Origin of the sequence: Streptomyces sp. NPDC056527, from assembly GCF_042794475.1 — a bacterium.
Lineage (GTDB): Bacteria > Actinomycetota > Actinomycetes > Streptomycetales > Streptomycetaceae > Streptomyces.
The window spans coordinates 1-23,500 of record NZ_JBHTTQ010000113.1 but is presented as its reverse complement, the minus strand read 5'-3'; the positions used below and the strand labels follow the sequence as shown (position 1 = coordinate 23,500).

Below are 23,500 nucleotides of genomic sequence, written 5' to 3'. Positions count from 1 at the left end.
TCCGGCACCCCCGCGCCCTGCTCGGCGAGGACCCGGGCGATCGCCGAGAGCCGAGCGCCGTCGAGGTCGTGCAGCGTGACCTGGGTGACCCGCCCTTCGGCGTGGTCCGCGAGCAGGGCGCCGTACACGAGCGGGACCCGGAATCCGCCGCCTCCGAGAATCGTCAGTTTCATGGTCGTACGCTACTGCCGTGCACGTACTGAGCAGCCGGATTCTGCTCCGGCCCACCGATCCCGACCGCACCCGGCGCTTCTACGGAGACCTGATCGGCCTCACGGTGTACCGAGAGTTCGGCACCGGACCCGACCGGGGCACCGTCTACTTCCTGGGCGGGGGCTTCCTGGAGGTCTCGGGGCGCGCCGCCCCGACCGAGGTCCCGTCACGGCTGCGGCTCTGGCTCCAGGTGGCGGACGTCCGGGCCGTGCATCAGGAGCTCCTCGGCAGGGACGTCGAGATCCTGCGGGAGCCGGTGATCGAACCCTGGGGGCTGGTCGAGATGTGGATCGCGGACCCCGACGGCGTCGAGATCGTCGTCGTCGAGGTCCCCGAGGACCACCCGCTGCGCTACCGGCCCTGAGCGGCGCGCCGGATCACCCCACGTCGAGCGCGTTGCGCAGGCCGAGCCGGTACCGCAGCCGGTCGTGCCGCTTGAGCGCCTCCAGCTCTGGCGCGCGGAACAGCGGCTCGACCGTGCAGCGCGCGGCCGTCGAGCCCGTACGGTCGAGGAGCGCGTTCACGGCCTGGCGGGCGGAGGCGTTGGCGCCCTCCATGGTGGCCAGGTCGATGTCGACGGCCACGTAGTCGCCGGCCAGATAGAAGTTCGGGACCTTCGTCGCGGCCTGCGGGCGGTTGTGGAAGGTGCCGACCGGGTGGATCAGGAGCTGGTCGTCGTTGGTCGGGTTCGGGGTGCCGAGGCCGTCCACGCCCGGGTCCAGGAACCAGGAGTGCAGCGCGCCGTCCTTCAGCACCGTACGGCCGGTGTCGTTGAACCCGGCCTTCAGCTGCGCCCACACCTCGCGGGCGACCTCGGTCCGGGTGCACTGCTTGGCCGTCTTGCCGTAGAGGATCCCCGGCCGGTCCCACTCCGAGACGTCGACCGAGAGACAGTCGACGACCGAGCCGTCGCCGTAGTCGGCCGGGAAGTCACGCGTCGGCCAGTGGTGCGCCTGCTGGATGCACGTCAGCGACCACGGGGAGTCGATCAGGTTGGCGTGGCCGGCGAGGAGCGGGGCCCGCTCGGTGAGATAGAACTGGATGCCCGTCATCCAGTCGGTCTCCAGCAGGTCGCAGCGGGCCAGTTGGGGATCGGCCGCCCGTAGCGCGGAGCCCCAGGTGCGCCGCGCGTGCTCCACCGGCATCGCGGAGACGTAGTGGTCGGCGGTCACCGAGCGGCGCACCCCCTGCGGGTCCTCGATCAAGGCCGCGGAGATCCGCCCGGCGCCGGAGTCGTACGCCATCTCCCGTACGGTCCAGCCGACCCGGAACTCCACGCCCAGGCCGGTCAGATGGGTCACCCAGGGGTCGATCCACGCCTCGTTCGTGGGCAGGTCGAGGATCCGGTCGAGGGGCCCGTCGGCGCCGCGGCCGAGCGCGTTGAAGGCGAACGCCTCCAGGAGCGTGGCGACCGTGCGGGTGCTGGCCTCCTCGGCCTTGGTCGCCACGATGTTGCGGGTGAGTCCGACGGCGAGGATGCGCTGGTAGTCGTAGCTCATCCGCTCGGCCCGCAGGAACTCCCACCAGGGCGTCGCCTCCCAGGTCCGGTCGCGCCGCTCGTCGCAGCTGGTGAGGAAGACGAGGAGGCGGTTGACGAAGTAGGCGGCCTCGTGGAGCGGGATGGAACGGGCCGTCTCCAGGAGTGCGGTCAGGGCCCGGCGGATCTCGTCGAGGGTGAGTTCGGCGGGCCGGTGGCCGGGCCACGGCAGCGGGATGCGCAGGTCCTCGCGGCCGGTGCGGGCGAAGGCCATCTCGGCGGGGGCGACGAGGTTGTCCCAGACGCCGTTGGCGTTCCCGGGGAAGGGGATGCGCCGCATCGTGTCGGGGAGGTTGTGGTAGATCCCGGGGATGAAGCGGAAGCCGTGCTCGGCGGGGAGCGGTCGCCGGGCGCCGCGCGCGCTGTCCGGCACGTCCATCGAGCGGGCCTTGCCGCCGAGCGCCCGGCGCTCGTAGACGGTGACGCGAAAGCCGCGTTCGGCCAGTTCGTGGGCGGCGGTCAGGCCGGCGACCCCGCCGCCGAGGACGGCGACGGAGTGGGGCGCGGCCTCCCCCGCCCCGGCCTGCGATGCCTCGGCGGCCCGCGCCGCGGTCGCCGGTGAGGCTCCGACGGCGACCGCCCCGGCGACGGCCGCGGCGCCCGCCACGAAGACCCGGCGCGAACTCCCCTTGCTCCCTGCGCTCTCGTCCGTACGATCCATGCCCCGACCCCTTTACCGGCGGTAACCATCACGTCCGGCGCAGGAGCATACGGTCGCCCCCCTGCCCCCGGAAGAGTCGCGCGAGCCGCCCCGCGCACATGGCTCGATCCCGCCCCCTCGGGGGCACAGGACACAATGGCCCCATGGCCCGACGCACCACACGCAAGAACAACCCCCCGTCCCCACGCATCACCGCGGACTCGCCCTGCCCCTGCGGACTGACCGCCCGCTACGGCGAGTGCTGCGGACGCTTCCACGCCGGATCCGCCGCCGCGCCCACCGCCGAACTGCTGATGCGCTCCCGCTACAGCGCCTTCGTCGTCCGCGACGAGGCATATCTGCTGCGCACCTGGGCCCCGCAGACCCGGCCGGCCGAGGTCGACTTCGACCCCTCGATGCGCTGGACCGGACTCGAGATCCGGGAGACCGGCGACGGCACGGCCTTCCACCAGGCCGGAACGGTCACCTTCGTCGCCTCCTACACGCACGGCGGCGCCGCCGGCTCGCTCCACGAGCGCAGCCGGTTCGCCCGCCATGAAGGCGCCTGGGTCTATGTCGACGGGGAGTTCATCGAGTAGAGCCTTCCAGCTCCCGACGGCCTCCCGGCAGCCCGGTCGCCAGATCCTCCGCGATCAGCTTCTTCGCGATGGCGTCCGTCGCCGCCCGCAGCTCGGGCCCGCTCGGCCGTCCGCGCTCCCGCTCGACCTGGCCGCTGAGCCAGTCGCCCCAGGCATGCGTGATGATCTCGGCTTCCCGCTTGCCCGACGGGGTGTGCGAGAGCAGATTGCCGTCCCGGGTCAGGAACCCCTCGTCGACCATGCGGTCGAAGACCGGGAGGAGGACCTCCGGAGGCACCCGCCGGCCGGCCGAGACGAGTCCGAGGCTGGCATGCCCGACGATCCGGGTGTAGAGCTCCACCTGCATCACCGCCCACGCACCCGCCGTGTCGAGCCGGGTGTCGGAGTCGGAGACGATACGGCGGGCGGTGTCGAAGTCCGTCCTGCGAAGGATCCTTCCGACGGACAGTTCCAGCAGTTTGGCCGAGTCGCCGGCGGTGGTGGGGGAGCCGAAGCCCTCGCCCATGTCGGGTGCGGAGGCCCGCGCGGTGTCCCGGAGCTTCACCTGCTTCAGGAACAGCGCCACGACGAAGCCGATCGCGGCGACCGGCACCGTCCAGAGGAAGACGGTGTGCAGGGTGTCCGCGTACGCCTCCACGATCGGCGCCGCCACGTCGTCCGGGAGTCCGTGGACGCCGGACGGGCTCGTCGAGGCCTGGGCGATCGCGGCCGGGTCCTGGCCGGGCCCGGCGATCGCGACGGCCTCGCGGACTCCCCGGGCCAGGTTGGGCTCCAGGGAGTTGGTGTAGATCGTGCCGAAGACGGCGGTGCCGAAGGAGCTGCCCAGCGTGCGGAAGAAGGTGACGCCCGAGGTGGCGGTGCCGAGATCGGCGTACTCGACGGTGTTCTGCACGGCGATGGTGAGCACCTGCATGCACAGACCGATGCCGACGCCGAGCACGAACATGTACAGCGACTCCAGCCAGGCGCTCGTGCCCGTGCCCATCAGGGACAGGAGGAAGAGTCCGACCCCCATCACCAGACAGCCCACGATGGGGAAGATCCGGTACCTGCCGGTCTTGCTCACCACGTTGCCGCTGTAGATGGAGGCGATCAGCAGACCGATGACCATCGGAAGCGTGCGGATGCCGGAGACGGTGGCCGAGTCCCCGTCGACGTACTGGAGGTAGGACGGCAGGAACGTCATCGAGCCGAGCATGGCGAAGCCGACGACGAAGCTCAGCACCGAGCAGACGGTGAACACCGGATTGGCGAAGAGCCGCATGGGCAGCATCGGCTCGGCGGCCCGGGTCTCCACCCAGCAGAAGAGCGCGAGCGCGATCAGTCCGCCGAGGAAGAGACCGATGATGACGCCCGACGTCCAGGCGTATTCGTTGCCGCCCCAACTGGTCGCCAGGATCAGGGCGCTGGAGCCGGCCGCGACCAGCGCGATGCCCGCGTAGTCGATGACCGGCTTGCTCGCGGCGCGTACGGAGGGGATCGTGCGGGCGGCGGCGATCACGACCAGGATCGCGATCGGGACGTTGACGTAGAAAGCCCAGCGCCAGCTCAGATGGTCGGTGAAGAGCCCGCCGAGGAGCGGGCCGATGACGGTGGCGACACCGAAGACCGCGCCGATCGCGCCCTGGTACTTGCCGCGGTCGCGCAGCGGGATCACATCGGCGATGAGCGCCATGGAGGTGACCATCAGACCGCCGGCGCCGATGCCCTGCAGTCCGCGCCAGACGATCAGCAGGGTCATGTTGGTGGCGAGGCCGCAGAGGAACGAGCCGGTGATGAAGATGATCGCGGAGATCTGGAAGATCACCTTGCGTCCGAACAGATCACCGAACTTGCCGACGAGGACGGTGGCGACCGTCTCGGCCAGCAGATAGGCGGTGACCACCCAGGACATGTGCGCGGCGCCGCCGAGGTCCGAGACGATGGTCGGCAGGGCCGTGCCGACGATCGTCTGGTCCAGCGCGGCGAGCAGTACACCGAGCAGGATCGTGCCGAAGACGATGTTGCGGCGGCGGCTGTCGAGCACCGGGGGCCCGGCTGCCGGGGGCGCGGGCGCGGCTTCGCTGGTGGTGGTCACTCTCGCAGCCTCACACCGGGTGGGGCCGCCCGCATGTGGGGGAAGGCCGAACCGGTGCGGTGACGGGGCGGCGCCCCGAACGGAGTAGGCGCCGGCCGGAGCTAGCGGGGGAGCACCGGCAGCAGCGGGTGGTGCTTCGCGAGCACCTTGTTGGCCCGGGCGAGGGCGGACAGGGCGTGCTCGCGGTCCGCACGGTCCTCGGCGCACAACGGCCCACGGAACCGGAGCACCTCGCGCGCCGCGCAGTCGGCGTCGACCTCCGCCTGCAGGACGTGCAGCGGCAGACAGGAACCGATCATCGCGGCCACACGGTCGGGGATCGGGACGGGGACGAGGGGCGAGGGCGAGGTGATCACGGTCAGTCCTTGTGGGGTCCGGAGTCGAGGAGGGGTCTCCCCCTCCATACGTACAGGATGGGCTTCCGGGTTCGTCGACGGGGATGTCTCCGTGAAGCAACGGCCGGAAGGCCGCTCGGCCGGGCGTACGGAGCGGTCGTGAGCCTCGATCCGGGCGGCCCGGGCGGCGGCGCGGAACGTTCTCGCAGGTGCGCGGCGCGTGGTGCGATCTTCACGGGGAAGACGGACACCCGAATCGCTCGGATGTCCGTCGAATGCGGAATCGAGAATCCCTGCCCCGTGACGAATCGGCGAAGCGGGAATGTGAAGCATCTCACCCCCGGGCTGGTCCTTCGGCGGGGCCGTCGCGGGTCGAAATGGTTCAAAGGAGAACGTGCGCGGGCGGTTGAAATCTCGTTACGCGCGGGTAAGTTGACTGTCCGGTAGGTCCAGCGAACCGGTCACTCCCCGCCCGTATGCCGCGAACAGGAGCCCGCCATGGGCGTACGCAAGGATCTGAAGCAAGCCAAGAGGCGCAGTGACCTCCTCGACCGCTTCCCGGTCGAGCTCGTGCGCGAGAACGGTGTCGTGCGCGAGGCGCGCACGCCTCTCCCGGACGGGCCGCCGCCGACCGGTACGCCCGCGGACATCCCGTTCGTCAACGCGGCCGAGGACCCCGGCTCGATCGTCATACGCCGTAGGAGCCACGGGAGTTGGCGGTCCGTCACCGCGGCCGAGTTCGCCGGCGACGTCCAGGCCGCCGCGAAGGGGCTGATCGCCGCGGGGGTGGAGCACGGCGGACGGGTCGTGCTGATGGCGCGCACGAGTTACGAGTGGTGCGTGCTCGACTTCGCCATCTGGGCGGCCGGCGGTCAGACGGTCCCCGTCTACCCCACCTCCTCGGCCGAACAGATCGCCTGGATCCTCCAGGACTCCGGCGCCCGCCACGCCGTCACCGAGACCGCCGAGCACACCGCGGCCCTCCTCGAAGCCGCCACGACGCTCCCCGAACCGGTCCGGAGCTGGGAGATCGCCTCCGCCGGCATGGAGGAACTCGCGCGCATCGGCGCGGAGTCGCCGGACGAAGAGGTGGTCAAGCGCCGCGCCGCGCTCACGCCGGACACCGTCGCCACCGTCTGCTACACCTCCGGAACCACCGGCCGCCCCAAGGGCTGCGTCCTCACCCACGGCAATCTCCACGCGGAAGCGGCCGGCACGGTGGAGCTGCTGCATCCGGTCTTCAAGGAGGTCACCGGTCAGGCGGCCTCGACGCTCCTCTTCCTGCCGCTCGCCCACATCCTCGGACGCGCGATCCAGGTCGCCTGCCTCATGGCCCGGATCGAGATAGGTCACTTCCCCAGCATCAAGCCGGACGAACTACGGCCCGAACTGCGGCGGTTCCGGCCCACCTTCCTCGTCGGCGTGCCGTATCTCTTCGAGAAGATCCACGACACCGGGCGGGCCACCGCCGAGAAGCTCGGCCGCGGCTCCTCCTTCGACCGCGCCGACTCCATCGCCGTACGCTTCGGCGAGGCCGCGCTGCGCCGCCTCCTGGACGAGGGCCGCCGCCCCGGACCGGGGCTGACGGCCGCGTGGGCCCTGTACGACCTCCTCGTCTACCGCCGGATCCGCAAGGAACTCGGCGGGAACCTGCGGTACGCCATCAGCGGCGGATCCCCGCTCGACCGGCGACTCAACCTCTTCTTCTACGCCGCCGGGGTGCTCGTCTACGAGGGCTACGGCCTCACCGAGACGACCGCGGCCGCCACCGTCACCCCGCCCCTGCGGCCCCGGCCCGGCACCGTCGGGCGGCCCGTCCCCGGCATCGCGGTCCGCATCGCCGACGACGGGGAGGTGCTGATCAAGGGCGGCATCGTCTTCGCCGCGTACTGGAACAACCCGGACGCCACCGAGGAGGTGCTGCGGGACGGCTGGTTCGCCACCGGCGATCTCGGCGCCCTCGACGACGACGGCTATCTCGCCATCACCGGCCGCAAGAAGGACATCCTGATCACCTCGGGCGGCAAGAACGTGTCCCCGGCCGTCCTGGAGGACCGGCTGCGCAGCCGCCCGCCGGTCGGGCAGTGCCTGGTCGTCGGGGACAACCGCCCGTACATCGCCGCGATCGTCACCCTCGACCCCGAGGCGGTCGGGCATTGGCTGGCCGTGCGCAAACGGCCCGGGGACACCCCGATGGCCGCGCTCTGCGAGGATCCCGAGCTGGTCGCCGACGTCCAGAAGGCCGTCGACTACACCAACCAGGCCGTCTCCCGGGCCGAGTCGATCCGCAGGTTCCGAATCGTGCCGGGGGAGTTCACCGAGGAGAACGGGATGCTCACCCCGTCGCTCAAGGTCAAGCGGCATGCGGTGGCGGCGGCGTACGCGGCGGAGATCGAGGCGCTGTACCACTGAGGGCGCGGTACCGCTGGGGGCCTGGAACCACGGGGGCGCTGAACGCCGACGGCAGGATCCGAACGAGAGGCCCTAGGCCAGTACCTCGGAGAGGTCGTAGGAGACCGGCTCCTCCAGCTGCGTGTACCCGCACGACTCCGGCGCGCGGTCCGGCCGCCACCGTTTGAACTGGGTCGTGTGCCGGAACCGGTCGCCCTCCATGTGGTCGTACCCCACCTCGCAGACCCGCTCCGGTCGCAGCGCCACCCAGGAGAGGTCCTTCTTCCCTGACCAGCGGCTCGGCGCGCCCGGCAGCCTCGCCCCCGCATGCGCGGCCTCCTCGGCCCAGGCCGCCCACGGGTGCCCGTCGGGCGGGTCCATCCGCAGCGGCTCCAGCTCGGCGACCAGTTCCTCACGGCGCTTGGCGGTGAAGGCGGCGCAGACCCCGACGTGCTGGAGCGTGCCGCCCTCGTCGTACAGCCCGAGCAGGAGCGAGCCGACGACGGGCCCGCTCTTGTGGAAGCGGTACCCGGCCACGACCACATCGGCGGTCCGCTCGTGCTTGATCTTGTACATCAGCCGGGCGTCCGGCCGGTACGGGAGATCCAGCGGCTTGGCGATCACACCGTCCAGACCCGCGCCCTCGTACTGCTCGAACCAGCGCGCCGCGACCTCCGGGTCGGTCGTCGCCGGCGCCAGATGGACCGGGGCGTCGACACCGCGCAGGGCCTCCTCCAGGGCGGCCCTGCGGTCGGTGAGCGGGGTGTCGAGGAGGGAGTCGTCGCCGAGGGCGAGCAGGTCGAAGGCGATGAAGCGGGCCGGGGTCTTCTCGGCCAGCATCCGCACCCGCGAATCGGCCGGATGGATGCGTTCGGTGAGCCGGTCGAAATCGAGCCGCCCGCCGTGCTCGATCACGATCTCGCCGTCGACCACGCAGCGCTGCGGGAGCCGGGGCAGCAGGGCCTCGACCAGTTCGGGGAAGTAACGGGTCAGCGGCTTGCCCGTGCGGCTGCCGATGACGAGGTCCGGGCCGTCGCGGTGCACGATGGCGCGGAAGCCGTCCCATTTCGCCTCGTACTGCATCCCCGGAGGGATCTTCTTCACGGCCTTGGCCAGCATCGGCTTCACGGGCGGCATCACCGGCAGATCCATGGCCCGATTGTCCGGTATGCGAGGAATGTCGGCGAGCCCTACGCTGGCTCGCATGGCGAGCAAGGCGGCAGCGGTGGAGCTGGAAGTCGGTGAGCGGACCGTACGCGTGTCCAATCCGGACAAGGTGTACTTCCCCGAACCCGGTTACACCAAGCTCGACATGGTCAGCTACTACCTGGCCGTCGGGGACGGCATCACGCGCGCGCTGCGCGACCGTCCCACGACCCTGGAGCGCTACCCCGACGGAGTGACGGGCGAATCCTTCTTCCAGAAGCGCGCCCCCAAGTACCTCCCGGAGTGGATCCCCACCGCGCACATCACCTTCCCGAGCGGCCGGTCCGCCGACGAGATGTGCCCGACCGAGCCCGCGGCCGTGCTGTGGGCCGCCAACCTCGGCGCGGTGACCTTCCACCCGTGGCCGGTACGTCGCGAGGACACCGACCACCCCGACGAGCTGCGCATCGACCTCGACCCGCAGCCGGGCACGGACTACGCCGACGCGGTCCGTGCGGCGCACGAGCTGCGCGCCGTGCTCGACGAGCACGGGCTGCGCGGCTGGCCCAAGACCTCGGGCGGGCGCGGCCTGCACGTCTTCGTGCCGATCGAGCCGAAGTGGACCTTCACCCAGGTCCGCCGCGCGGCCATCGCATGCGGGCGCGAGCTGGAACGGCGGATGCCGGACAGCGTGACGATCAAGTGGTGGAAGGAGGAGCGCGGCGAGAAGATCTTCGTCGACTACAACCAGACGGCCCGCGACCGCACGATCGCCTCCGCCTACTCCGTACGGCCCCGCCCCCATGCCCCGGTCTCCGCGCCGCTGAACTGGGACGAGATCGACGACGCGACGCCCCTCGACTTCGACATCAGGACGATGCCGGCCCGCTTCGCCGAACTGGGCGACGTCCACGCCGACATGGACGACGAACGCTTCAGCCTGGAGAGCCTCCTGGAACTGGCCCGCCGGGACGAGGCGGACCACGGCCTCGGAGACCTGCCGTACCCGCCGGAGTACCCGAAGATGCCGGGGGAGCCGAAGCGGGTGCAGCCGAGCCGGGCGAAGAAGGACGACGGCTGACGGCGGCACCGCGCGAGGAGTCCGCGGGGCGCTCGGCGCGCCGCATTGATCGAACGTTGATGGGGCGTTTACGGCCACGGGGCAACGTGTCGGCCATGCAGACCGACACCACCGCCGTACTGAACGCCCAGGCCCCCGACATGTCCTGGCAGGAGAACGCCCTGTGCGCCCAGGCCGGCCCCGAATTCTTCTTCCCGGCCCCCGGCTCCTCCACCCGCGAGGCGAAGATGCTGTGCGGCGCATGCGAGGGGCGGGTGCAGTGCCTGGAGTACGCACTGGACCACGACGAGCGGTTCGGGGTGTGGGGCGGGCTCTCGGAGAAGGAGCGGGGGCGGCTGAAGCGCCGACAGGGGTGACCGGTGCGGAGCGTCGGGCGGTGAGGTCCGGACACCGGCCGTCCCGGGCCGGGCCGACGCGCTCGGCGAGTCGGCCGCTCCGGGCCGGGCCGACGCGCTCGGCGAGCGGCGTGGCGGAGGGTCGGTCGTCCGACGCGGCCGCGCCGAGCGCCGCGTCGAACCAGACGCCCCGTCGCCGCACCGGCCGCCCGTGAGCGCCGACTGCCGCACCGGCTGACCGTGAGCGCCGACCGTCGCACGGTGCGACCCCGCGGGGAAACGCGGCGAACGGTCGATCCGCCTCAACGCCCTCTCCCGCCGCCTCGGTTCCTCGGGTGCCGGCCGAGGCGATAACCGGATGCCGACGCCGGTCCACGATCACTACGATCAAGGACCCATGGACCAGGAACTCGCCGCCTTCGAGCGCACCATCACCAGGCTGCGCAGCCTGCCCCTCGGCGACCCCGACCGGATGCGCGGCGAGGAGCTCGCCGCCACCTTCGCCCGCGAGAGCCGCAACAAGCGGCGCAAGGCCCGCCGTGCCGAGCAGGCCGCCGCCGACGCCGCCCTGACCGCGCGCACCGCGACCGGGGCTCTCGACCGACGCGAGGACGCCCCTCTGGCGGTCGCCGGGGGCACGTCGCCGGGCGAGTTCCTCAAGCGCCACAACTGCTATGTCTGCAAGTCGTCGTATCGACAGGCCGACGCCTTCTACCACCGGCTCTGTCCGACCTGCGCAGCCGACAACACCGCCCGTCGTGCCCTGACCACCGATCTCACCGGTCGCAGGGTCCTGCTCACCGGCGGGCGCGTCAAGATCGGGTTCCAACTGGCGTTGATGATGCTCCGCGACGGAGCCGAGGTGCTCGTCACCAGCCGCTTCCCGCACGACACCCTGCGCCGCTTCCGCGCAGCCGAGGGCAGCGAGCGGTGGCTGGAGCGGCTCACCGTCATCGCCATCGACCTGCGCGACCCGCGCCAGGTCCTCGGCCTCTGCGAGCGTCTGCACGCGGACGGACGGCCGCTGGACATACTCGTCAACAACGCCGCCCAGACGATACGCCGACCCCCGGAGTCGTACGCCCTGCTCGTGGCGGGGGAGCGCGAGGCGCTCCCCGAGGGCGTCATCCCCGCGCCGGGGTACGAGACCGCCGAGTCGGTCCCCGTCCTCGCCGCGCTGGAGCGGGACCAGCTCGCCCGGCCGGAGGGGCAGCCCGACGAGGCCGGGCTGCTCCCCGACCCCTCGCCCCGGAACTCCTGGTCCGTACGGCTCGGCGAGCTCGACGCCGCCGAGCTCCTGGAGGCCCAGCTCGTCAACGCCGTCGCGCCGACCCTGCTCTGCGACCGGCTGCTGCCGCTGCTGCTCGCCTCCCCGCGCCCGCGCCGCTACATCGTGAACGTGTCCGCCGTCGAGGGGCGCTTCACCGTGCGGAACAAGACGGGCGGCCATCCCCATACGAACATGGCGAAGGCCGCCCTCAACATGCTCACGCGCACCAGCGCCGGCGAGCTGGCGGAGCAGGGCGTGCACATGTGCAGCGTGGACACGGGCTGGATCACGGACGAGAACCCGGCGCCGCGCAAGGCCCGGATCGCCGCCGTGGGCATCCGGACGCCGCTCGACGTCGTCGACGGCGCCGCCCGGATCTACGACCCGATCGTGCGCGGCGAGGCCGGGGAGCCCGTCACGGGCGTCTTCCTCAAGGACTACCGGGAAGCCGCCTGGTAGCAGGTCGGCCCGCCCCGACGGGCCCGGGTGGGTCTGCCGCCGGCCGGTCCGGGCGGTCAGCCCGCCTTGCGGGCCTCCATCCGCGCCTTGCGGGCGGCGAGCTTCTCGTCGAACTTCGAGGCCTCGCTGTCCAGGCCGTTCATGTACAGCCCCAGCTCCTCCTGGGCCTTCAGGCCCTCCGGGCCCAGGCCGTCGATCTGGAGGACCTTGAGGAAGCGGAGCACCGGCTGGAGGACGTCGTCGTGGTGGATGCGCATGTTGTAGATCTCGCCGATCGCCATCTGCGCCGCCGCCCGCTCGAACCCGGGCATGCCGTGTCCGGGCATCCGGAAGTTCACGACGACGTCCCGCACGGCCTGCATGGTCAGGTCGGGGGCGATCTCGAAGGCCGCGCCCAGCAGGTTGCGGTAGAAGACCATGTGCAGGTTCTCGTCGGTGGCGATGCGGGCCAGCATCCGGTCGCACACGGGGTCGCCGGACTGGTGGCCGGTGTTCCGGTGCGAGATGCGGGTGGCGAGCTCCTGGAAGGCGACGTACGCGACCGAGTGCAGCATCGAGTGACGGTTGTCGGACTCGAAGCCCTCGCTCATGTGCGCCATCCGGAACTGCTCCAGCTTGTCCGGGTCGACCGCGCGCGAGGCCAGCAGGTAGTCGCGCATCACGATGCCGTGGCGGCCCTCCTCGGCGGTCCAGCGGTGCACCCAGGTGCCCCACGCGCCGTCGCGGCCGAAGAGGCTGGCGATCTCGTGGTGGTAGCTGGGGAGGTTGTCCTCGGTGAGCAGGTTCACCACGAGGGCGATCTTGCCGATCTCGGTGACCTTCGACTGGGACGGCTCCCAGGCCTCGCCGTCCTCGAACAAGCCCGGGAAGTTCCGGCCGTCGGACCAGGGCACGTACTCGTGCGGCATCCAGTCCTTGGTGACCTTCAGGTGCCGGTTGAGCTCCTTCTCCACCACCTCTTCCAGCGCGTAGAGCAGCCGCGCGTCGGTCCACCCTGTCGAGCTGCCGAGGTGGGGAGAGGTGAGCGTCACTGGGACTCCTGGGGACGGAGAAGGGTATACGGAATTACCTACGGATTCGTAGGTTACGAAACCGTAGGTTAAGGCTCCGTAAGGCGTCGGCCAAGCCCGTCTCGGCGATGTCCGGTTACGTTCCGTTATGTGCGCTGCTGATGGGCGTGGACGGAGAGGCAGGTCACGCACGCGGCGTGCCCTGCCCCTCCGCGATCACGGCTACTCAGAGCAGATGGTCGGTCTTGTTCCCCGGCACCCCCTCCAGTACCGCCTCCGGCGTCGTCGGCAGCAGCTCACCGTCGAGCAGGAGCCAGCGGGTGATGCCCAGCGACTCCAGGAACGGCACGTCGTGGCTCGCCACGATCAGCGCACCCTCGTACGCCTCCAGCGCCGCCGTCAGCTTCCGGACGGAGGCGATGTCCAGGTTGTTGGTCGGCTCGTCCAGCATCAGCAGCTGCGGAGCGGGCTCGGCGAGCAGCAGCGCCGCCAGGGTCGCCCGGAACCGCTCCCCGCCCGACAGGGTCCCGGCGGCCTGATCCGCCCGCCCGCCGCGGAAGAGGAATCGCGCGAGCCGCGCCCTGATCGCGTTCGCCGTCGCCGAGGGGGCGAACCGGGCGACGTTCTCCACCAGGCTGAGCTCCTCGTCGAGGACGTCGAGCCGCTGCGGCAGGAAACGCAGCGGCACGTGCGTCATCACCTCCCCCGACAGCGGCTCCAGTTCTCCGGCGATCGTCCGGAGCAGCGTCGACTTGCCGGCTCCGTTCCGGCCCACGAGCGCGATGCGCTCCGGTCCGCGCAGCTCGAACTCGCCGCCCACGCGGGCTCCGTAGCGCAACTCCACCTCGCGCAGCGACAGCACGCCCCGGCCCGGATGGACCGTGGTGCGCGGCAGTTCGATCCGGATCTCGTCGTCGTCCCGCACCGCCTCCACCGCCGCGTCCAGTCGCACCCTCGCCTCGGCCAGCCGCTCGGAGTGCAGGGCGCGGTGCTTGCCCGCCGACACCTGGGCCTCGCTCTTGCGGTTGTTGGCCACGATCTTCGGGACGACCTTGTTCGCGGCGCTCTTCTGGGCGTAGCGCTTACGCCGCGCCAACTTCTGCTGAGCGTCGGAGAGTTCGCGCTTCTGCCGCTGAACGTCGGCCTCGGCCACTCGCACCATCCGTTCGGCCGCCTCCTGTTCGGCCGCGAGCGCCTCCTCGTACGCGGAGTAGGCGCCGCCGTACCAGCCGACCTCGCCGTCCCTCAGGTCGGCGATCTGGTCGACCCGCTCCAGGAGTTCGCGGTCGTGGCTGACCACGACGAGCACGCCGGACCAGGCGTCCACCGCCTCGTAGAGCCTGCGACGGGCGTACAGGTCGAGGTTGTTGGTCGGCTCGTCGAGCAGCAGGATGTCCGGCCGGGCGAGCAGCAGCGCGGCGAGCCGCAACAGGACGGACTCGCCGCCCGACACCTCGCCGATGGTCCGGTCGAGCCCGATGTGACCGAGCCCGAGCTGGTCGAGAGTGGCGCTGGCCCGCTCCTCCACGTCCCAGTCGTCGCCGACCGCCGCGAAGTTCTCCTCGGAAGGGTCACCCGCCTCGATGGCATGCAGCGCGGCGCGGGTGGCGGCGATCCCGAGCGCCTCGTCGACCCGGAGCGTGGTGTCGAGCGAGATGTTCTGCGGGAGGTAGCCGACCTCGCCGACCGTGCGGACAGTGCCGGCCGTGGGCGTCAGCTCACCCGCGACGAGCTTGAGAAGCGTGGACTTGCCCGATCCGTTGAGGCCGATCAGGCCCGTTCTGCCGGGTCCGACCGCGAGCCGGAAGTCGTCGAGGACCTCGGTGCCGTCGGGCCAGGAGAAGGAGAGAGAGGAGCAGGTGATGAACGTGGGATGGGTCGCCATGGGGGCCTCCCGGTTGCAAGAGCGTGGGCTGGGGCAACGGGTGAGACACCGGGGGCGCGGGCAGGCACAAGAGCTCGTACGCCGAGGTCGAAGACGGCACACGCGGCGGCAGGGGGCACGCGCGGCACGGTGTCTCGAAACCTCAGACGAGCAACGGCCTTCTCCGATCGGGCGACAACAGGGCCAGGTCAGGACGGTACGCCGTGCGTCGAGCGGGAGACAAACGATTTACGGGCGGTGCCCGTGAGACGGGCCCGGACTGCTCAGGCGTAGTCGTCGAGCAGTTCGGCCAGGTCCTGGTCCCAGTCCAGGTACTGGTGCTCGCGGCCGACCGGCACCAGGTGCTGCGACCGCTCGAGGAACTGCCGCAGTTCGGCCGTGCGGACATGCACCACGGCCACGCCCTCGGGCGCGTGGAACTCGACGACGGTGCGGTCGTAGCCGTACGGGCGGACGCGCACGTCCCCCAGCCCGGCCGGGCCGTCCACACCCTCCGTCAGCAGCTCGCGCGAGAACGCCCACGACACCTCGACGCCCTCCAGCGTCGCGGGCGGCGGGAACGCCATGCTCACCGCGAACGGATCCTCACGGTCGTACCGCAGCGTGGCGGGGACGGTTTCCATCCGGGGAGCGGATGCGACCAGACGGGCCTGAACGGCCTGCTCGATGACGGTGGACAAAGGCCAGCTCCTGTCGCGCGGCTTCGGTTCCTGACGTCTCCCTGACACTAGGAATGACGAACGATCGGGCCCGAACGTGCACTGGCGGAGTACGTGAGCTGTGTCACCGTTGTTCACCTGGGCGTTTCATCTCGATTCGGCGGGACGGTCGACCGGGTCGTCGGTCGGGGGCGCCGCGCAGGGCCCCGAGTGGTCGCAGTAGGGCTGGTTCCCGGACGCCCCGCAGCCGCAGAGCATCACGCGCGTCTCGTGCCGTACGCCGAACTCCGCGGCGACCGAGAGGTCGCCGCGGACCACGATCTGTCCGTCCGGGTTCCGGCGCACGGTCGTGGGGGAGTCCGGCGGCTCGGCGGAGCCGTCGGCGGGGTGGTACTGCAGCGCGCCGGAGGGGCAGCGGCGGACGACCTCGGCGACCAGCGAGGCGTCGGCGCCGTCGGGGCTGATCCAGGGGCGCTTCTCCACGTCGAAGACCGCCGGCAGACCCCGCACGCACTCGGCCGCATGCAGACATCGGCGCGGTTCGAAGGTGACGGTGATGCCTTCGCCCGCGTACTCCTTGAGCTTCGGCTTCTCGTCGGTCATGCCGTCCAGCCTAGGAAGGAGGGAGGCGCGACGCACTCTGGACGGGATCACCGGGGGTGGACTAGCTTCCGGCGCCATGACGTCCATGGGGAAGACGAGACGATTGTTATCGGTGGGCCTGAGCGGGGCGGTGTTCGCCCTGGCGGCCGTGGCGATGCCGGCGGGACCGGCGCAGGGTGCGTCGCACGCGGTGTCCTGGCAGCTCACCGAGACCGGAACGGACGCGCGTTTCCGAGGGCTCGCGGCGGTCGACCGACGGACGGCCTGGGCCGCGGGTTCCAAGGGGACGGTGCTGCGGACCACGGACGGCGGCCGGAGCTGGCGGAACGTCTCGCCGCCCGGTGCGGCGGAGCTGGAGCTGCGCGACGTGGAGGCGTTCGACGCCCGGCGCGCGGTGGTCCTCGCCATCGGCGAGGGCGAGGCGTCGCGCGTGCTGCGTACCGACGACGGCGGCGCGACCTGGACCGAGTCCTTCCGCAACACCGACCCGCGGGCGTTCTACGACTGCATGACGTTCTTCGACCACCGGCACGGTCTTGCCATGAGCGATCCCGTGGACGGGAGGTACCGGATCCTCTCGACGCGGGACGGCGGCCGTACGTGGGAGGTGCTGCCGGACGCCGGGATGCCGGCCGCGCTGCCCGGCGAGGCGGGGTTCGCGGCGAGCGGCCAGTGCCTGGTCTCCTCCGGACCGAAGGACGTCTGGCTGGCGACCGGCGGCGGGGCCACGGCGCGTGTGCTGCACTCCGGCGACCGGGGCCTGACCTGGACCGCCGCCGAATCCACGATCCCCGCGGGCGACCCGGCGCGCGGAGTCTTCGGGCTCGCGTTCCGGGACCGTACGCACGGGATCGCGGTGGGCGGCGACTACCGCAAGGACCAGCCGTCCCCGCGGGCGGCCGCGGTCACCGGGAACGGCGGGCGCGGCTGGCATGCCGCCTCCGCCCCGCCGCCCGCGTACCGCTCGGGCGTCGCATGGCTCCCGCACAGCCGGACGGCCGCGCTCGCCGTCGGCCCCACGGGCACGGACCTGACGACGGACAACGGACGCACCTGGCGGACCGTCGACACCGGCTCGTACGACACCGTCGACTGCACTTGGGACGGCGCGTGCTGGGCCTCCGGCGAGAAGGGCAGAATCGCCCGCCTCGGCAGGGGTTAGGCAGCGCCCAGGGGAGCGAGGGGGCGGCTAGGAAGGAAGCTGCTCCCGGTACGGGGCGAGCGCGTCGGCCGTCTTGGTCGCGTAGAACTCGGTGATCCGGTACGCGCAGACGCCCTCGACGCTGAAGGGGTCGGCCGCGGCGATCTTCTCGATCTCCGTGCGGTCGACCCCGGCGGCGAGGATGACACCGCCGTCGCGCGGGTTCTTCCGCCCCGAGGCGATGAAGACGCCGGCCGCGTACTGCGCGTCGAGCCACTCGACGTGGGCGTCGAGCAGGACGTCGACCCGCTCGACGGGAGCGGTGTAGGTCAATTCCAGAACGAACATGATCGCCAGGCTACCGGGGAGCGGGAACGCGACGGGAAAACCGTTCGCCTGGCGGACGGAGGGGCGCCGTAGGCTGGCCGTCACCATGAAGATCATCGACATTCCCGCGGGCTGGCCCGCCGACGAGACCGCCGCCCGTGCCGTGCAGAGGGAGCTGCGTGGACGCCTCGTGCTCGACGAGCCGGGGCCGGAGCCCGGTACGGGGCATGTCACGGGTCTGGACGTGGCGTACGACGACGAGCGTGATCTCGTCGCCGCGGCGGCCGTGGTGCTCGATGCCCGGACGCTCGACGTGGTGGAGGAGGCCACGGCGGTCGGCCGGGTCTCGTTCCCGTACGTCCCGGGACTGCTCGCCTTCCGCGAGATCCCGACGGTGCTCGCCGCGCTCGCCGCGCTGGAGACCGACCCCGGTCTCCTCGTCTGCGACGGCTACGGTCTCGCCCACCCGCGCCGCTTCGGTCTCGCGAGCCATCTCGGAGTGCTGACCGGGCGACCGTCGATCGGCGTCGCGAAGAACCCGTTCACCTTCACGTACGACCCACCCGGCGCCGAGCGGGGCGACCGCAGCCCGCTCGTGGCAGGTGACGAGGAGGTCGGCCGGGCACTGCGCACCCAGGCCGGAGTCAAGCCCGTCTTCGTCTCCGTCGGCCACCGCGTCTCCCTGGACAACGCCTGCGCCCACACCCTCCGCCTCGCCCCGCGCTACCGCATCCCCGAGACCACACGCCACGCCGACTCCCTCTGTCGCCGTGCCCTGAAGGAGGCCCTCGGGGGAGCGCCGTGAGCGAGCTGATCCTGGACGTGAACGGCCGGCCGCGGCCCGGACTGTGCCTCCGCACGGCCGGCGACCGGCTGGTCCTCACCCAGGGGGACGATCCCCTGCTGCTCGCGGTCGTGGATCCGCACCACTACGGCGTCGACTTCTACCGCGCGGCCGCGCCCCGCCCCCTCCTCCCGCCCCTGCGGGCGAGCGACGCCCGGGCCTACGCGGACCGGCCCGGACGCTGGGCCCACCACATCGCGCGGGAGCTGACCGCCGATCCGGACGGGCCGCTCCACGACGGTCGTTGGGTCCTCACCTCCGAGACGCAGCCGCAGTGGAACCGGCACGGCGCGGGATCCGCCGCGTACTGGGAGGAGCTCGTCGTCCCCGGGCACCCCGACGGGTACATCGACTGGTTCGTCCACTCCGGTTCCTGGGAGGTGCTGCCGCTGCGCCCGCTCCCCGACGCCGACGACGGCCGCGTCACGGCATACGGCAAGCAGGCCCGCGCCGGGATCCTGCCCCCGGTGCTGCTCTGGTGGGTGAGCGGATTCGACTGCTATCTGCTGCTCGACGGGCACGCCAGGCTCGCCGCCGCGATCGCCGAGGACCTGGAACCGCCCGTTCTCGTCCTCCGGCGGACCGTCCCGCGCGACGAGCGCGAGCGGGGCGAGTCGGAGGCGGCCGCCGCGTACGAAGCCGAACTCGCCCGCTACTCCGCCCTCATGGCCCGCCACGGCCCCGCCGTCCCCGACGGCGCCGAGATCGCGGGTGGCATCCTGGTCCGCCGCCTCGAAAAGCTGCGCACCGGCGACCGTCCCACCTGGGCCTGGCCCCTGGCCGGAGGTGAGCACGAGTGGCAGCGGATCGTGGACGACCTGAGTACGAGTACGGATGGCGGGCCGCGATCATGGGCGGCAGAGTGGAATTCATGACAACCCCCGTTCCCACCCCGTCGCGTCCTGCCGAACGCGGCACGACCGCGGTCCTCGCCGTCGCCGGGCTCGTCGCCCTGGCGTGGGTCTGCGCCATGACCTATGTGCTCGCGGGCTGGGTGATCGCGTGATCGGCACCCTGCAGTGCGTCGTGCTCGACTGTACGGACGTGCTCGAACTGGCCGGGTTCTACCAGCAGTTGCTCGGTGGCGAGATCAACCGCCCCGACACGCAGTGGGCCGTCGACGACAGCTGGGCCACCCTGCACGACGCCTCGGGCGCGCCGGTGCTCGCCTTCCAGGGAGTGGCCGACCACCGGCCGCCGGTCTGGGGCGCTCCCGAGCAGCAGTTCCACCTGGACGTACGGGTCGCCGACCTGGAGGCCGCCCACCACGCCGTGCTGGCGCTCGGGGCGTGGCAGCTCGACGACGGGGACGGCGACCGGGGGTGGCGGATCTACGCCGACCCGGCCGGCCATCCCTTCTGTCTCGTACGTCACTGAGCCCGGTCCCGTGCGGCGGCGAGTCCCGTCCCCGTACGGCACCGGGCCAGGGCGTCAGCCCTCGTAGGCCACCCGGAAGCGGATGCCCGCCGCCCGCAGCCGGTCGAGGAGCGCGTCGCCCATCGCGACCGCCGTCGTGACCTGCCCGGAGGTCTTCGGCAGGTCGTCGAAGGCGAGGCTCAGGGCCGATTCGGCGAGCATCTTCGCCGTCTCGTCGTACCCCGGGTCGCCGCCGGACACCTCGGTGAACACCCGCCGTCCACCACCCTCGCCGACGAACCGCACGGAGAACCAGCTGCGTGCCCGCCGCTCCGCGCTGGGACCGTCGCCGGGCTCGTAACGATCCATCAGCCAACGGCGTACGGGCGCGAGTTGGGCCGCCACGACACCGGTGCCGATCGCGGCGGTGCCGCCGAGCGCCATCGGCAGCGTCTTCACCGAGGCGTAGTGCCGGTAGCGGAAGTCCGGGCCGTAGGACTCCAGCGCGCGCGCCGAACGCGCCACCACCTGCGGATCGATCGTCGGCAGGGGCAGCGCCCAGGTGCCGGTCTCCCGGCTGAACCGCGGCGCGCCCAGCGGTGCCCGCGCCCGTCGGCCGACCAACCGCGGTTCGTGCAGGCGTCGCTCGTGCGCCGCGCGCTGGATCTCCCGGCCGCGTCCCATCGCGGTCAGGGCCGAGGCGAATGTCCCACCCGAGAAGATCGCTCCCGCGCGGACGAATCCGTCGACCCGCAGCGGCACGTCCTTCGGCAGCTGCCGGACGGTGAAGTAGACGCCCAGATCGTGCGGTACGGAGTCGAAGCCGCATGCGTGGACGATCCGGGCGCCGGTCTCCCGGGCCCGCGCGTCGTGCCGGACGTACATCAGATCGACGAACTCGGACTCCCCGGTGAGGTCCACATAGTCCGTTCCGGCCTCCGCGCAGGCGGCCACCAGGCCCTCGCCGTACCAGACGTAGGGGCCGACCGTGGTGGCCACCACCCGAGTGGAACCGGCCAGTTCGCGTACGGCATCCGTGTCGGCGGAGTCCGCGACCAGCAGCGGCAGCTCCGCACACCGCGGCCATCGGGCGGCCAGCTTGTCCCGTAGGGCCTCCAGCTTGGCGCGGCTGCGTCCGGCGAGCGCCCACCGGCAGTCCGCCGGTGCGTGTTCGGCCAGATACTCCGCGGTGAGCACGCCCACGAACCCCGTCGCCCCGAACAGGACGACGTCGTACGGCCGCTCCGCCGTCTCCCGCCTCGTGTCGTTCCCGGTCTCCATCCGGTCCCTCGCCTTCACCTCGGCTACCCCTGCGAGCGCGGAGCCTAGCGGTACCTTCCGCGGGCTCCGTCAGCGGTGGTCGTCGGGGTGGTCATGCGCGCGTTTCGTTGTGGACATGGCAGGACCCTGGCGGCGGGATATCCGGATCCTCCGCTTCCGTCGATCGAATTTCCAAGCGCTTGCTCGGCCGGGGGGCTTGTGCGGAGTGGAACACGTTCCTAGCATCACTGGTGTTACATCATTGGTGTCACACACGGTCCTGGGGGCTCGATGGCAGCGCAGGCGAACGGTGGGAACGGCCCGCTCTCCGGGGTGCGCGTGGTCGAGCTGGCGGGCATCGGGCCCGGCCCGTTCGCCGCCATGCTCCTGGCCGACCTCGGCGCCGACGTCGTACGGATCGACCGGCCCGGCGGCCCCGGACTCGGCATCGACCCCGCGTACGACCTCACCAACCGCAACAAGCGCTCCGTCCTGGTCGACCTCAAGGCCGACGGCGGCCCCGCCACGGTCCTCGACCTGGTCGAACGCGCCGACATCCTCGTCGAGGGGTACCGGCCCGGTGTGGCCGAACGCCTCGGCGTCGGCCCGGACGCCTGCCTCGCCCGCAACCCGAAGCTGGTCTACGGCCGGATGACCGGCTGGGGCCAGGACGGGCCGCTCGCCGCGAGCGCCGGACACGACATCGCGTACATCGCGATCACCGGCACCCTCGGCATGATCGGCCCCGACCCCGACGGCCCGCCCACCGTCCCCGCCAACCTCGTCGGCGACTACGCGGGCGGCTCGCTCTACCTCGTCGTCGGCGTCCTCGCCGCGCTCCAGCACGCGCGCACGCACGGCGATGGCCAGGTCGTCGACGCGGCCATCGTCGACGGCGCCGCCCACCTCGCCACCATGATCCACGGCATGTTGGCGGCCGGCGGCTGGCAGGACCGCCGGGGCGTCAACCTGCTGGACGGCGGCTGTCCCTTCTACGGCACCTACGAGACCTCCGACGGGGGGTACATGGCCGTCGGCGCCCTGGAGCAGCAGTTCTACGACGAGTTCACGCGCCTGCTCGGCATCGAGGACGTGGCCCCCGCGCGCAAGGACTTCGGACGCTGGGACGAGCTGCGCGCCGCCGTCGCCGACCGCTTCCGCACCCGTACGCGCGAGGAGTGGACGGCCGTCTTCGAGGGGACGGACGCCTGCGTGGCGCCGGTCCTCTCGATGCGCGAGGCCCCCGCCCACCCCCATCTCGCCGCCCGCGGCACCTTCGTCGAGCACGCCGGCTTCGCCCAGCCCGCACCCGCGCCCCGGTTCTCCGTCACCCCGGGCGCCGTCCGCACCGGACCCGCCACACCCGGCGCCGACACCGACGAGGTCGCCCGGGACTGGGCCGTACCCTCCCTCAACCTCGACGCAGCCCCTCAGGAGCCCGAAGCATGAAGCGTCAGCTGTACACCGCCGACCACGAAGCGTTCCGCGAGACCGTCCGCACCTTCCTCGCCAAGGAGGTGCTGCCCCACTACGAGCAGTGGGAGAAGGACGGCATCGTCGCGCGCGAGGCCTGGCGCGCCGCCGGACGCCAGGGGCTGCTCGGCCTCGCGGTCGACGAGGAGTACGGAGGCGGCGGCAACGCCGACTTCCGCTACAGCGCCGTGCTCGCCGAGGAGTTCACCCGCGCCGGCGCACCCGGCATAGCGCTCGGCCTGCACAACGACATCATCGGGCCGTACCTCACCTCGCTGGCGACCGAGGAGCAGAAGCGCCGCTGGCTGCCGGGCTTCTGCTCGGGCGAGCTGATCACCGCCATCGCGATGACCGAGCCGGGTGCCGGCTCCGACCTCCAGGGCATTCGCACGAGCGCCGAGGACCACGGCGACCACTGGGTGCTCAACGGCTCCAAGACGTTCATCTCCAACGGCATCCTCGCCGACCTGGTGATCGTCGTCGCCCGCACCACCCCCGAGGGCGGTGCGCACGGACTCTCGCTGCTCGTCGTCGAGCGGGGAATGGAGGGCTTCGAGCGCGGCCGCAACCTCGACAAGATCGGGCAGAAATCGCAGGACACCGCCGAACTGTTCTTCCACGACGTCCGCGTCCCCAAGGAGAACCTCCTCGGCGAGCTCGACGGAGCCTTCGTCCACCTCATGACCAATCTCGCCCAGGAGCGGATGGCCATCGCCGTGGCCGGCATCGCCGCCGCCGAGCACCTCCTGGAGATCACCACGACCTACGTCAAGGAACGCGAGGCGTTCGGGCGGCCGCTGGCCAAGCTCCAGCACATCCGCTTCGAGATCGCCGAGATGGCCACCGAGTGCGCCGTCAC

Annotated in this window: 23 protein-coding genes and 1 pseudogene; 13 read left to right on the top strand and 11 right to left on the bottom strand. The window is 71.7% G+C overall.

Annotated elements, in window-relative coordinates; all coding sequences use genetic code 11:
* Nucleotides 1-173: pseudogene (locus tag ACFQ7Q_RS32740) on the bottom strand (6-phospho-beta-glucosidase); the annotation flags it as partial.
* Nucleotides 174-190: 17 nt separating this feature from the next.
* Between ACFQ7Q_RS32740 and ACFQ7Q_RS32735 the strand changes: the two are divergent.
* Nucleotides 191-577: a VOC family protein gene (locus ACFQ7Q_RS32735; RefSeq protein ID WP_383561541.1), complete on the top strand. Its 387-nt coding sequence runs from the start codon at nt 191-193 to the stop codon at nt 575-577.
* Nucleotides 578-590: 13 nt separating this feature from the next.
* On the opposite strand, the gene ACFQ7Q_RS32730 is transcribed toward ACFQ7Q_RS32735, so the two are convergent.
* Complete coding sequence (locus tag ACFQ7Q_RS32730) at nt 591-2,411, bottom strand: FAD-dependent oxidoreductase (RefSeq protein WP_383561539.1); 1,821 nt, start codon at nt 2,409-2,411, stop codon at nt 591-593.
* Nucleotides 2,412-2,554: 143 nt separating this feature from the next.
* Here ACFQ7Q_RS32730 and ACFQ7Q_RS32725 point away from each other — a divergent pair, with 143 nt between their 5' ends.
* The gene (locus tag ACFQ7Q_RS32725) at nt 2,555-2,989 is read left to right on the top strand and encodes a YchJ family protein (RefSeq protein ID WP_383561537.1); all 435 of its coding nucleotides are present in this window, start codon (nt 2,555-2,557) and stop codon (nt 2,987-2,989) included.
* Here the strand turns inward: ACFQ7Q_RS32725 and ACFQ7Q_RS32720 are convergent.
* Both ACFQ7Q_RS32720 and ACFQ7Q_RS32715 read right to left on the bottom strand, forming a co-directional pair.
* The gene (locus tag ACFQ7Q_RS32720; RefSeq protein WP_383561535.1) at nt 2,979-5,066 is read right to left on the bottom strand and encodes an MDR family MFS transporter; all 2,088 of its coding nucleotides are present in this window, start codon (nt 5,064-5,066) and stop codon (nt 2,979-2,981) included. The two genes, ACFQ7Q_RS32725 and ACFQ7Q_RS32720, sit on opposite strands and share 11 nt — an antisense overlap.
* Before the next feature lie 101 nt (nt 5,067-5,167).
* The gene (locus ACFQ7Q_RS32715) at nt 5,168-5,470 is read right to left on the bottom strand and encodes a hypothetical protein (RefSeq protein ID WP_383561533.1); all 303 of its coding nucleotides are present in this window, start codon (nt 5,468-5,470) and stop codon (nt 5,168-5,170) included.
* A gap of 429 nt (nt 5,471-5,899) precedes the next feature.
* Here ACFQ7Q_RS32715 and ACFQ7Q_RS32710 point away from each other — a divergent pair, with 429 nt between their 5' ends.
* Nucleotides 5,900-7,813, top strand: coding sequence for an AMP-dependent synthetase/ligase (locus ACFQ7Q_RS32710; RefSeq protein ID WP_383561531.1), 1,914 nt, complete (start codon nt 5,900-5,902; stop codon nt 7,811-7,813).
* Between the two features lie 72 nt (nt 7,814-7,885).
* Here ACFQ7Q_RS32710 and ACFQ7Q_RS32705 read toward each other — a convergent pair whose 3' ends face one another.
* Nucleotides 7,886-8,944: an ATP-dependent DNA ligase gene (locus ACFQ7Q_RS32705; RefSeq protein WP_383561529.1), complete on the bottom strand. Its 1,059-nt coding sequence runs from the start codon at nt 8,942-8,944 to the stop codon at nt 7,886-7,888.
* Between the two features lie 52 nt (nt 8,945-8,996).
* Between ACFQ7Q_RS32705 and ligD the strand changes: the two genes are divergently transcribed.
* The 3 genes from ligD (at nt 8,997) to ACFQ7Q_RS32690 (ending at nt 12,083) form a co-directional block, all read left to right on the top strand.
* Nucleotides 8,997-10,019, top strand: coding sequence for a non-homologous end-joining DNA ligase (gene ligD, locus ACFQ7Q_RS32700; RefSeq protein ID WP_383561527.1), 1,023 nt, complete (start codon nt 8,997-8,999; stop codon nt 10,017-10,019).
* Nucleotides 10,020-10,114: 95 nt separating this feature from the next.
* The gene (locus ACFQ7Q_RS32695) at nt 10,115-10,375 is read left to right on the top strand and encodes a WhiB family transcriptional regulator (protein ID WP_383561525.1); all 261 of its coding nucleotides are present in this window, start codon (nt 10,115-10,117) and stop codon (nt 10,373-10,375) included.
* Between the two features lie 376 nt (nt 10,376-10,751).
* On the top strand, nt 10,752-12,083 hold the full coding sequence (locus ACFQ7Q_RS32690; RefSeq protein ID WP_383561523.1) for an SDR family NAD(P)-dependent oxidoreductase: 1,332 nt from the start codon (nt 10,752-10,754) through the stop codon (nt 12,081-12,083).
* Nucleotides 12,084-12,139: 56 nt separating this feature from the next.
* Here ACFQ7Q_RS32690 and ACFQ7Q_RS32685 read toward each other — a convergent pair whose 3' ends face one another.
* The 4 genes from ACFQ7Q_RS32685 to ACFQ7Q_RS32670 form a co-directional block, all read right to left on the bottom strand.
* Nucleotides 12,140-13,114 carry an acyl-ACP desaturase gene (locus ACFQ7Q_RS32685; protein ID WP_383561521.1) on the bottom strand — a complete coding sequence of 325 codons (975 nt, stop codon included), beginning with the start codon at nt 13,112-13,114 and terminating at the stop codon, nt 12,140-12,142.
* A gap of 205 nt (nt 13,115-13,319) precedes the next feature.
* On the bottom strand, nt 13,320-14,978 hold the full coding sequence (locus ACFQ7Q_RS32680; RefSeq protein ID WP_383561519.1) for an ABC-F family ATP-binding cassette domain-containing protein: 1,659 nt from the start codon (nt 14,976-14,978) through the stop codon (nt 13,320-13,322).
* 263 nt (nt 14,979-15,241) lie between these two features.
* Nucleotides 15,242-15,658, bottom strand: coding sequence for an SsgA family sporulation/cell division regulator (locus ACFQ7Q_RS32675; RefSeq protein ID WP_383561517.1), 417 nt, complete (start codon nt 15,656-15,658; stop codon nt 15,242-15,244).
* 126 nt (nt 15,659-15,784) lie between these two features.
* Nucleotides 15,785-16,240, bottom strand: a complete 456-nt coding sequence (locus ACFQ7Q_RS32670; RefSeq protein WP_383561515.1) for a (4Fe-4S)-binding protein — start codon at nt 16,238-16,240, stop codon at nt 15,785-15,787.
* Between the two features lie 76 nt (nt 16,241-16,316).
* Here ACFQ7Q_RS32670 and ACFQ7Q_RS32665 point away from each other — a divergent pair, with 76 nt between their 5' ends.
* A complete protein-coding gene (locus ACFQ7Q_RS32665) occupies nt 16,317-17,402 on the top strand; it encodes a WD40/YVTN/BNR-like repeat-containing protein (protein ID WP_383561513.1) in 1,086 nt (361 codons plus the stop codon).
* Nucleotides 17,403-17,429: 27 nt separating this feature from the next.
* Here ACFQ7Q_RS32665 and ACFQ7Q_RS32660 read toward each other — a convergent pair whose 3' ends face one another.
* Complete coding sequence (locus tag ACFQ7Q_RS32660) at nt 17,430-17,729, bottom strand: YciI family protein (RefSeq protein ID WP_383561511.1); 300 nt, start codon at nt 17,727-17,729, stop codon at nt 17,430-17,432.
* 85 nt (nt 17,730-17,814) lie between these two features.
* On the opposite strand from ACFQ7Q_RS32660, the gene ACFQ7Q_RS32655 reads away from it, so the two are divergent.
* The 4 genes from ACFQ7Q_RS32655 to ACFQ7Q_RS32640 are packed head-to-tail and all read left to right on the top strand — an operon-like array spanning nt 17,815 to nt 19,929.
* Nucleotides 17,815-18,513, top strand: coding sequence for an endonuclease V (locus tag ACFQ7Q_RS32655; RefSeq protein WP_383561509.1), 699 nt, complete (start codon nt 17,815-17,817; stop codon nt 18,511-18,513).
* The gene (locus tag ACFQ7Q_RS32650; protein ID WP_383561507.1) at nt 18,510-19,427 is read left to right on the top strand and encodes a hypothetical protein; all 918 of its coding nucleotides are present in this window, start codon (nt 18,510-18,512) and stop codon (nt 19,425-19,427) included. The genes ACFQ7Q_RS32655 and ACFQ7Q_RS32650 overlap by 4 nt, the downstream gene beginning before the upstream one ends.
* On the top strand, nt 19,424-19,558 hold the full coding sequence (gene mmpA, locus ACFQ7Q_RS32645; protein WP_383561505.1) for a morphogenic membrane protein MmpA: 135 nt from the start codon (nt 19,424-19,426) through the stop codon (nt 19,556-19,558). The genes ACFQ7Q_RS32650 and mmpA overlap by 4 nt, the downstream gene beginning before the upstream one ends.
* On the top strand, nt 19,555-19,929 hold the full coding sequence (locus tag ACFQ7Q_RS32640) for a VOC family protein (protein ID WP_383561503.1): 375 nt from the start codon (nt 19,555-19,557) through the stop codon (nt 19,927-19,929). Before mmpA ends, ACFQ7Q_RS32640 begins: the two co-directional genes overlap by 4 nt.
* Nucleotides 19,930-19,983: 54 nt before the next feature.
* Here the strand turns inward: ACFQ7Q_RS32640 and ACFQ7Q_RS32635 are convergent, their stop codons facing one another.
* On the bottom strand, nt 19,984-21,189 hold the full coding sequence (locus ACFQ7Q_RS32635; protein WP_383561501.1) for a saccharopine dehydrogenase family protein: 1,206 nt from the start codon (nt 21,187-21,189) through the stop codon (nt 19,984-19,986).
* Nucleotides 21,190-21,459: 270 nt separating this feature from the next.
* Between ACFQ7Q_RS32635 and ACFQ7Q_RS32630 the strand changes: the two genes are divergently transcribed.
* Nucleotides 21,460-22,617, top strand: coding sequence for a CaiB/BaiF CoA transferase family protein (locus ACFQ7Q_RS32630; RefSeq protein ID WP_383561499.1), 1,158 nt, complete (start codon nt 21,460-21,462; stop codon nt 22,615-22,617).
* The coding region (locus tag ACFQ7Q_RS32625; protein WP_383561497.1) for an acyl-CoA dehydrogenase family protein at nt 22,614-23,500 on the top strand (887 nt) is incomplete at its 3' end. The genes ACFQ7Q_RS32630 and ACFQ7Q_RS32625, both read left to right, overlap by 4 nt.

Coding starts and splice junctions, on each gene's coding strand:
- ACFQ7Q_RS32730 (WP_383561539.1), bottom strand. CDS start 2,411: ATGGATCGTACGGACGAGAGCGCAGGGAGCAAGGGGAGTTCGCGCCGG.
- ACFQ7Q_RS32725 (WP_383561537.1), top strand. CDS start 2,555: ATGGCCCGACGCACCACACGCAAGAACAACCCCCCGTCCCCACGCATC.
- ACFQ7Q_RS32715 (WP_383561533.1), bottom strand. CDS start 5,470: ATGGAGGGGGAGACCCCTCCTCGACTCCGGACCCCACAAGGACTGACC.
- ACFQ7Q_RS32710 (WP_383561531.1), top strand. CDS start 5,900: ATGGGCGTACGCAAGGATCTGAAGCAAGCCAAGAGGCGCAGTGACCTC.
- ACFQ7Q_RS32705 (WP_383561529.1), bottom strand. CDS start 8,944: ATGGATCTGCCGGTGATGCCGCCCGTGAAGCCGATGCTGGCCAAGGCC.
- ligD (WP_383561527.1), top strand. CDS start 8,997: ATGGCGAGCAAGGCGGCAGCGGTGGAGCTGGAAGTCGGTGAGCGGACC.
- ACFQ7Q_RS32695 (WP_383561525.1), top strand. CDS start 10,115: ATGCAGACCGACACCACCGCCGTACTGAACGCCCAGGCCCCCGACATG.
- ACFQ7Q_RS32690 (WP_383561523.1), top strand. CDS start 10,752: ATGGACCAGGAACTCGCCGCCTTCGAGCGCACCATCACCAGGCTGCGC.
- ACFQ7Q_RS32680 (WP_383561519.1), bottom strand. CDS start 14,978: ATGGCGACCCATCCCACGTTCATCACCTGCTCCTCTCTCTCCTTCTCC.
- ACFQ7Q_RS32670 (WP_383561515.1), bottom strand. CDS start 16,240: ATGACCGACGAGAAGCCGAAGCTCAAGGAGTACGCGGGCGAAGGCATC.
- ACFQ7Q_RS32665 (WP_383561513.1), top strand. CDS start 16,317: ATGACGTCCATGGGGAAGACGAGACGATTGTTATCGGTGGGCCTGAGC.
- ACFQ7Q_RS32660 (WP_383561511.1), bottom strand. CDS start 17,729: ATGTTCGTTCTGGAATTGACCTACACCGCTCCCGTCGAGCGGGTCGAC.
- ACFQ7Q_RS32655 (WP_383561509.1), top strand. CDS start 17,815: ATGAAGATCATCGACATTCCCGCGGGCTGGCCCGCCGACGAGACCGCC.
- mmpA (WP_383561505.1), top strand. CDS start 19,424: ATGACAACCCCCGTTCCCACCCCGTCGCGTCCTGCCGAACGCGGCACG.
- ACFQ7Q_RS32635 (WP_383561501.1), bottom strand. CDS start 21,189: ATGGAGACCGGGAACGACACGAGGCGGGAGACGGCGGAGCGGCCGTAC.
- ACFQ7Q_RS32630 (WP_383561499.1), top strand. CDS start 21,460: ATGGCAGCGCAGGCGAACGGTGGGAACGGCCCGCTCTCCGGGGTGCGC.